Source organism: Catellatospora vulcania (assembly GCF_009720385.1).
Classification (GTDB): Bacteria; Actinomycetota; Actinomycetes; order Mycobacteriales; family Micromonosporaceae; genus Catellatospora; species Catellatospora vulcania.
Genome location: NZ_WARX01000043.1, coordinates 1 through 7,075 on the forward strand (window position 1 = coordinate 1; position 7,075 = coordinate 7,075).

The window sequence follows — 7,075 nt, forward strand, 5'->3', positions numbered from 1 at the left end:
AATTAATGTCCGAATTCGTCCATTACCAAAGTAACCACCCTCACAAAGGAGGATGGCCAATAAATTGGCACTTGGCTTAAATAGCACCCTGTTGAGTTCTCAAAGAACAAGCACACACCTTGCTGGTGTCCCACATTGTGGGATCCCGCTCGGGGCAACTCATCCAACTTACCCGGTCTGTCGCTCCGTGTCAAGCGAATCTTTCCTGATTTTTCAGGATCGATTTGCATCCATGTAGCGGCTTCCCAGCCCGAACACACCACAGCTACATCAGCAGCTAGATCAGTTCGGAAGAACCTGCAACCCGGCCGGCGGTCACTTCCGAGACTTTGTCTCGGCGGACTCATCCGCCCGGCTCGTTGCCGGCTCGAAGAACATTACCCGGTCGGTTTCGCGAGCGCAAGTCCCGCACCACCCAGATGTCCGGCGTTTTCCGAACTTCGACTTGAGCTCTTCGCTCGCCTCTTTTGTCCGTTCCGCGCTGGCAGAGAGAACATTACGCAAAGGCTGGGTGACCATGCAAATCGGGGTCCTGCGGCCCCGGTCACATTAGACCTGAGCTGGGAAAACAGTCCCTGCAACGGCACCGAGTTCGATGTCTGCGACCCTGGCGCGCAAAACGACGGTGTCTCCGTCGGCCAGAAACGTGCGTTCCTCGCCCTTGACCATGACCGGCTCCTTGCCGCCCCACGTCAGCTCCAGGAACGAACCCACCTGGCCACGCTCCGGACCCGACACCGTGCCGGAGGCGTACAGGTCCCCGGTACGCAGGCTCGCGCCGTTCACCGTCAGGTGTGCCAGCTGCTGCGCCGGCGTCCAGTACATGGTGCGGAACGGGGGCGTCGACACGGTGGTCTCGTTCCACTCGACGGCGATGTCGAGGTCGAGCGCCCGGCGGTCGTCGTCGAGATACGGCAGCACCGGCGGGTCCTGGGCGGGCGCCGTGGTCCAGGCGTCCTCGCCGAACGCGGCCAGCGGCGTGATCCACGCCGACACCGAGGTCGCGAAGGACTTGCCCAGGAACGGGCCGAGCGGCTGGTACTCCCAGGCCTGGATGTCACGGGCCGACCAGTCGTTGACCAGCACCACGCCGAACACGTGGTCGGCGAAGCGCTGCCACGGCACCGGCTCGCCCATGGCGGAACCGACACCGACCACGAAACCCACTTCGGCCTCGATGTCCAGGCGGCGGCATGGACCGAAATCACCGGCGGCGCGCTGGCCGCTGGGGCGTACCACCGGCGTGCCGCTGACCACGACGGTGCCCGCGCGACCGTGGTAGCCGATGGGCAGGTGCTTCCAGTTCGGCAGCAGTGCGGCCCCACCTGGCCGGAAGATGTGGCCGACGTTCGTGGCGTGGTTCTCGGACGAGTAGAAGTCGACGTAGTCGGCGACGGTCCAGGCCAGCTCGTTGGCCACGGTCGCGAGCGGGAGCAGCAGTGGCTCTACCGCGGCGCGCTCGGCCGGGTCGCCGAGCAGCTCGGTGATCCGGGCGCGCACCGCCGACCAGTGCGCCGGCCCGAGCGCGAGGAACACGTCGAGGTTCGGCGCCCGCAGGCTGTCGCCCGCGAGAATCAGCCCGGCCGCCTCGGCGGCATCCAAATCAAAAGCGAAATCACCGATGCGTACGGCACACCGGGCCCGCCCGTCGGACGGCACGACGACGCCGTACGGAAGGTGGTTCAGGTCGTAGCCGCTGCCGGCGGCTCCGGGCACCCAGGTCATGCGCGTCCATCCAGTAGTCCGAGTTTTTGCAGGTCAGCTAGTGGCTCGGGGATGCTGCAGGTGCCGAAGCCGACCCACAGCGGCCGTTGCCGGGTGCGGCGCGTGCGCACCGCCTCGATCAGGGTCAGCGGCTGGGTGGTGGCCAGCAGCCCGGCGACCTCGGTCACCTCCACCCCCTCCGCGGCCGCGCACGCGGCGGCCAGCACGTTGAGGAAGCCGTGGTGGGTGAACCCGGTCTCGGGATCGGTGTGCCGGATCGCGTGGTGCAGCCCGGCGGTCAGCTTGAACGGCAGCTCGCGCTCGTGGCACGCGATGATCACCGCGGCCAGCTCCATCGGCGTGGGGAAGAGCTCCGCTGCCAGGCCACCGGTGCGGAACTTCGCGGACACCGGCAGCCCGGTCCCGCGGGCCTGCGCGAGCACGTCGAGCGCGGCCAGCAGCCCCCAGGCGAGCGGGATCTCCGCGTACCCGCGCACCCCGCTGTCGCGTACCCGGTGCAGGAAGTCGTGCAGGGCGGGTGAGGGGTCCTCGCCGCGGCGGGCCATGGCGGCCTCGACCTGGACGGCTCGCACCCCCGCGGGCGGCGGTGCGAAGCAGGCGGCGGTCGGCCCGTCGGCGATGACGCCCACCTCCAGCTCCTCGCCCTTGTCCAGGAGCGCGCCGAGCTCAGGCAGCTGGGAGGCGGGCACCAGGAGCGCGCCGACGAGCGGGGCGTACCAGGCGCGGCGGTGTTCGCGGTGGGCCGCTACGGCGTCGGGCAGCGTGGCGCTGCCGGGCGGGAAGACCGCGGCATCGTCGAGCAGCTGCGCCAGCAGCGGTGGCGTTGACATGATCAGTCAATCTAGTGGACGCTACATAGAGCGGACAAGAGTGTCCGATTATCGGACGTCTCTCTTCGTAAAGTGGACACCGCTCCTAAAAGCGACACAGGAGGTTGGCCATGCCGTACTACCGCAGCGTCGGTGAGGTTCCGCGGAAACGGCACACGCAGTTCCGCAAGCCCGACGGCGGCCTCTACGCCGAAGAGCTGATGGGGCAGGAAGGCTTCTCCTCCGACTCCTCGCTGCTCTACCACCGGCACGCGCCGACCGCGATCGTGGCGGCCGAGGAGTTCGACCCGCCCGCCTGGACCCGGCTGCCGAACCGCCCCCTCAAGCCCCGCCACCTGCAGACCCACAAGCTGGACCAGTCCGGCGCGGACGCGGTGCTCGGCCGGCAGCACCTGCTCGCCAACGACGACTGCCGCATCTCGTACGTGCTCGCCGACACCCCGTCGCCGCTGTATCGCAACGCCATCGGCGACGAGTGCCTGTACGTCGAGGCGGGCCGGCTGCGCGTGGAGTCGGTGTTCGGCGTGCTGGAGGCGGCCGAGGGCGACTACGTCGTCATCCCCACCTCGGTGGTGCACCGGCTGGTCCCGGTGGAGCCGACCCGGCTGCTGGTCATCGAGGCCACCGGGCACATCGGGCCGCCCAAGCGGTATTTGTCCGTGCGCGGGCAGTTCCTGGAGCACGCCCCCTACTGCGAGCGCGACCTGCGCGGGCCCGGCGAGCCCCTGGTCGTCGACGGCACCGACGTCGAGGTGCTGGTGCAGCACCGTCGCGGTTGGACCAAGCACGTGTACGCCCAGCACCCGTTCGACGTCGTGGGCTGGGACGGCTGCCTGTACCCGTGGGCGTTCTCGATCCATGACTTCGAGCCGATCACCGGGCGGCTGCACCAGCCGCCGCCGGTGCACCAGACCTTCCAGGGCCCGAATTTCGTAATCTGTTCATTTGTGCCGCGCAAGGTGGATTACCACCCGCTCGCCATCCCGGTGCCGTACAACCACCACAACGTCGACTCCGACGAGATGCTCTTCTACACGGGCGGCGACTACGAGGCCCGTCGCGGCTCCGGCATCGGCCAGGGCTCGATCTCGCTGCATCCGTCCGGATTCACCCACGGACCGCAGCCGGGGGCCGCCGAGCGTTCCATCGGCGCGGAACGGTTCGACGAACTAGCCGTCATGGTGGACACATTCCGCCCCTTGGACCTGTGCGAACCGGCCCTCTCCTGCGAAGATCCGGGGTACGCCTGGACGTGGTCCGGTCGCGCCCCGGGGTGACCCGACGGGTCGGCCTCCGCGACCGCCGAGATTGGACGATGTGGGAATCGGACGGCTGTCCGCCTTCATTCCCGCATCGTCTATTCCGTTCTCATACTTACGGCTGATGGGATTGGGATCACACCCAGTCCAGTAGCTGACAATGCCCTGGTTTTAATGTTCCAGACATAGATGTTAAGTAGAGTCAGGACGTCCTGGCGGAGAACGTGGCGTTAAGCCATCGCGGCACTTTGTGCCGGCGGATCGCCAGCAGGCACTTCAGTGGGGAGCTGAGAGTGACTACCGTCCACATCGGTGCGTCAAGCAAGGCAGGTCACGGGGTTCGGGACCACCGCGGAGCAGCGCTGACCAGGAGCCTTCCGGGTTCCCGGACGCGTTGGGAGTCCCGCTACGTCAAGAGCCTCGTGCTCTCCGACGGAGCGGTCGGACTCGTCGCCGCACTCGTCGCCCTGAAGGTGATCTTCGGCCGCACCGACCTGGTCGAATACGTGGCTTTCAGCCTATCCCTACCAACCATATGGATTATCGCGCTGTTCGCCAACCGCGCGTACGACCGGCGTTATCTGTTCGTCGGCAATGACGAGTACCAGCGTGTTCTGCACAGCGGTCTGGTGCTCGCCGCGGTCATCGGTCTCGCCTCCTACTTCCTCCACCTCGGGGTCGCCCGCGGCTACGTCGTCATCGCGGTGCCCATCGTCACCGTGTACGGCATCATCAGCCGCTACACCCTGCGCCGCCGGCTGCACCGCGCCTGGGCCCAGGGCAAGTGCCTGCGCCAGGTCGTCGTGGTCGGCCACGAGAGTTCGGTGGTGGCGCTGACCCGCCAGCTGCGGCACGAGCGCTACCACGGCCTCGGTGTCGTCGCGGCCTGCGTGCCCGCGCTGCGCGTCGGCTCCCCGCTGGCAGGCATGGGCATCCTGGTGTACGACAACATCCACCAGGTCTCAGCGGTCGTCCGCGAGGTCGGCGCCGACATGGTCGTCGTGCTCTCCTGCCCCGAGCTCGAAGGCGCCGAGCTGCGCCGCCTCGCCTGGAGCCTGGAGGACCAGACCGTAGACCTGATGGTCGCCAGCGCCCTGTTCGACATCGCCAACAGCCGCACCACCATCCGCCCGGCCGACGGCCTGCCGATGCTGCACCTGGACCACCCGCGGTTCTCCGGTGGCCGGCGCCTCGTCAAGAACGTCACCGACCGGGTGCTCGCCGCGATCGCGCTGACCCTGCTCGCGCCGCTGCTGCTGGCCTGTGCGCTGATCATCCGCTTCGGCAACGGCCGCGGCCCGGCGCTGTTCCGCCAGGTGCGCGTCGGCCAGCACCGCCGTGAGTTCCTCATCTACAAGTTCCGCACGATGTACACCGATGCCGAGGACCGGCTGCAGGAGCTGCGCCACCTCAACGAGGGCGACGGCGTGCTGTTCAAGATGAAGAACGACCCGCGCGTGACCCCGATCGGCCGATGGCTGCGCCGGTACTCGATCGACGAGCTGCCCCAGCTGATCAACGTGCTCAAGGGCGAGATGTCCCTCGTCGGGCCCCGCCCGCCGCTGGACTCCGAGGTCGACCAGTACCCGGCGGACATGCACCGGCGCCTGGTGGTCAAGCCGGGTCTCACCGGCCTGTGGCAGGTTTCCGGACGCTCCGACCTCTCGTGGGACGAGTCGATGCGCCTGGACCTCCGCTACGTCGAGAACTGGTCGCTGACCCTCGACGTGGTCATCCTGCTCCGCACCTGCACGGCTGTCCTGCGCAGTTCCGGCGCCTACTGACGGCCGCGGCCGGACAAGAAAGAGGAGACGACACCAGTGACGACGTTCCAGGTTTCGCATCTTGACGCCCTGGAGGCGGAGAGCATCTTTGTGATGCGGGAGGTGGTGGCGGAGTTCGAGCGTCCGGTGCTGCTGTTCTCGGGTGGCAAGGATTCGATCGTGATGCTGCGCCTGGCGCAGAAGGCGTTCGCCCCGGGCCGGATTCCCTTTCCGGTGATGCACATCGACACGGGCCACAACTTTCCCGAGGTCATGGACTACCGCGACATGCGGGTCCAGGAGCTGGGCCTGCAGCTGGTGATCGCGTCGGTTCCCGAGGCGATCGCGCGGGGCCTGGTGACCGAGCCGGCCAACGGTTCGCGTAATCGGATCCAGACGCCGGTGCTGCTGGACGCGGTGGACAAGTACCGGTTCGACGCGCTGTTCGGCGGTGCGCGCCGGGACGAGGAGAAGGCGCGGGCCAAGGAGCGGGTGTTCTCGTTCCGGGACGAGTTCGGGCAGTGGGATCCGAAGAACCAGCGTCCGGAGCTGTGGTCGCTTTACAACGGTCGTCATCACCCGGGCGAGAGCATTCGGGTGTTCCCGTTGTCGAACTGGACCGAGCTGGACATCTGGCACTACATCGCGCGGGAGGAGATCCCGCTGCCGTCGATCTACTACGCGCACGAGCGTGAAGTGGTCAGCCGGGACGGGATGCTGTTCGCGGTCAACGAGTTCATCACGGCCAAGCCCGGCGAGAACGTGTTCAAGGCCCGGGTGCGCTACCGGACCGTGGGCGACGCGACGCTGACCGCTGCGGTGGCATCCGAGGCCGACACGGTGGAGAAGGTGATCGCGGAGGTCGCCGCGACCCGGGTGACGGAGCGTGGTGCGACGCGCGGTGATGACAAGGTCAGTGAAGCGGCGATGGAAGACCGCAAGCGGGAAGGCTACTTCTGATGAGCACGGCTGTTGAGGACACCCTCGTGAGCGACGCCCGGCCCGACGGCCGGGCGGACCTGCTCCGGTTCGCCACCGCAGGCAGTGTCGACGACGGCAAGAGCACGCTGATCGGCCGGCTGCTGTACGACACCAAGTCGCTGTTCGAGGACCAGCTCGAAGCCGTCGAGGCCGTGTCCGCCGCGCGTGGTGACGAGTACACCAACCTCGCGCTGCTGACCGACGGTCTGCGGGCCGAGCGGGAACAGGGCATCACCATCGACGTCGCGTACCGGTACTTCGCGACGCCGCGGCGCAAGTTCATCATCGCCGACACCCCCGGCCACATCCAGTACACGCGCAACATGGTCACCGGCGCCTCCACCGCCGACCTGGCCCTGGTCCTGGTCGACGCGCGCAAGGGGATCGTGGAGCAGTCCCGCCGGCACGCGTTCCTGTGCTCGCTGCTGCGCGTGCCGCACCTGGTCCTGTGCGTCAACAAGATGGACCTCGTCGACTTCGACCAGGCCGTCTACGACCGCATCGTCGACGAATTCAC

The 7,075-nt window shown here is 67.6% G+C and carries 6 protein-coding genes; 4 read left to right on the plus strand and 2 right to left on the minus strand.

All coding sequences use genetic code 11. The features are described 5' to 3' along the window. Positions 1-549 precede the first annotated feature (549 nt). Together fahA and F6W97_RS39870 are read right to left on the minus strand one after the other, a co-directional pair. Positions 550-1,725: a fumarylacetoacetase gene (fahA, locus tag F6W97_RS39865; RefSeq protein WP_155375799.1), complete on the minus strand. Its 1,176-nt coding sequence runs from the start codon at positions 1,723-1,725 to the stop codon at positions 550-552. After that, the gene (locus F6W97_RS39870; RefSeq protein WP_155375800.1) at positions 1,722-2,555 is read right to left on the minus strand and encodes a hypothetical protein; all 834 of its coding nucleotides are present in this window, start codon (positions 2,553-2,555) and stop codon (positions 1,722-1,724) included. The genes fahA and F6W97_RS39870 overlap by 4 nt, the downstream gene beginning before the upstream one ends. Before the next feature lie 110 nt (positions 2,556-2,665). Here F6W97_RS39870 and F6W97_RS39875 point away from each other — a divergent pair, with 110 nt between their 5' ends. The 4 genes from F6W97_RS39875 to F6W97_RS39890 all read left to right on the plus strand — a co-directional run. Continuing rightward, on the plus strand, positions 2,666-3,832 hold the full coding sequence (locus F6W97_RS39875) for a homogentisate 1,2-dioxygenase (RefSeq protein WP_155375801.1): 1,167 nt from the start codon (positions 2,666-2,668) through the stop codon (positions 3,830-3,832). Positions 3,833-4,236: 404 nt separating this feature from the next. Further along, positions 4,237-5,598 (plus strand): sugar transferase, encoded by a 1,362-nt coding sequence (locus tag F6W97_RS39880; RefSeq protein ID WP_230687358.1) that lies wholly within the window; start codon positions 4,237-4,239, stop codon positions 5,596-5,598. Positions 5,599-5,634: 36 nt separating this feature from the next. After that, positions 5,635-6,537, plus strand: coding sequence for a sulfate adenylyltransferase subunit CysD (cysD, locus tag F6W97_RS39885; protein ID WP_155375803.1), 903 nt, complete (start codon positions 5,635-5,637; stop codon positions 6,535-6,537). Next, positions 6,537-7,075: GTP-binding protein (locus F6W97_RS39890; RefSeq protein ID WP_196279543.1), on the plus strand; the 539-nt coding region annotated here is incomplete at its 3' end. The genes cysD and F6W97_RS39890, both read left to right, overlap by 1 nt.

Coding starts and splice junctions, on each gene's coding strand:
- fahA (WP_155375799.1), bottom strand. CDS start 1,725: ATGACCTGGGTGCCCGGAGCCGCCGGCAGCGGCTACGACCTGAACCAC.
- F6W97_RS39875 (WP_155375801.1), top strand. CDS start 2,666: ATGCCGTACTACCGCAGCGTCGGTGAGGTTCCGCGGAAACGGCACACG.
- F6W97_RS39870 (WP_155375800.1), bottom strand. CDS start 2,555: ATGTCAACGCCACCGCTGCTGGCGCAGCTGCTCGACGATGCCGCGGTC.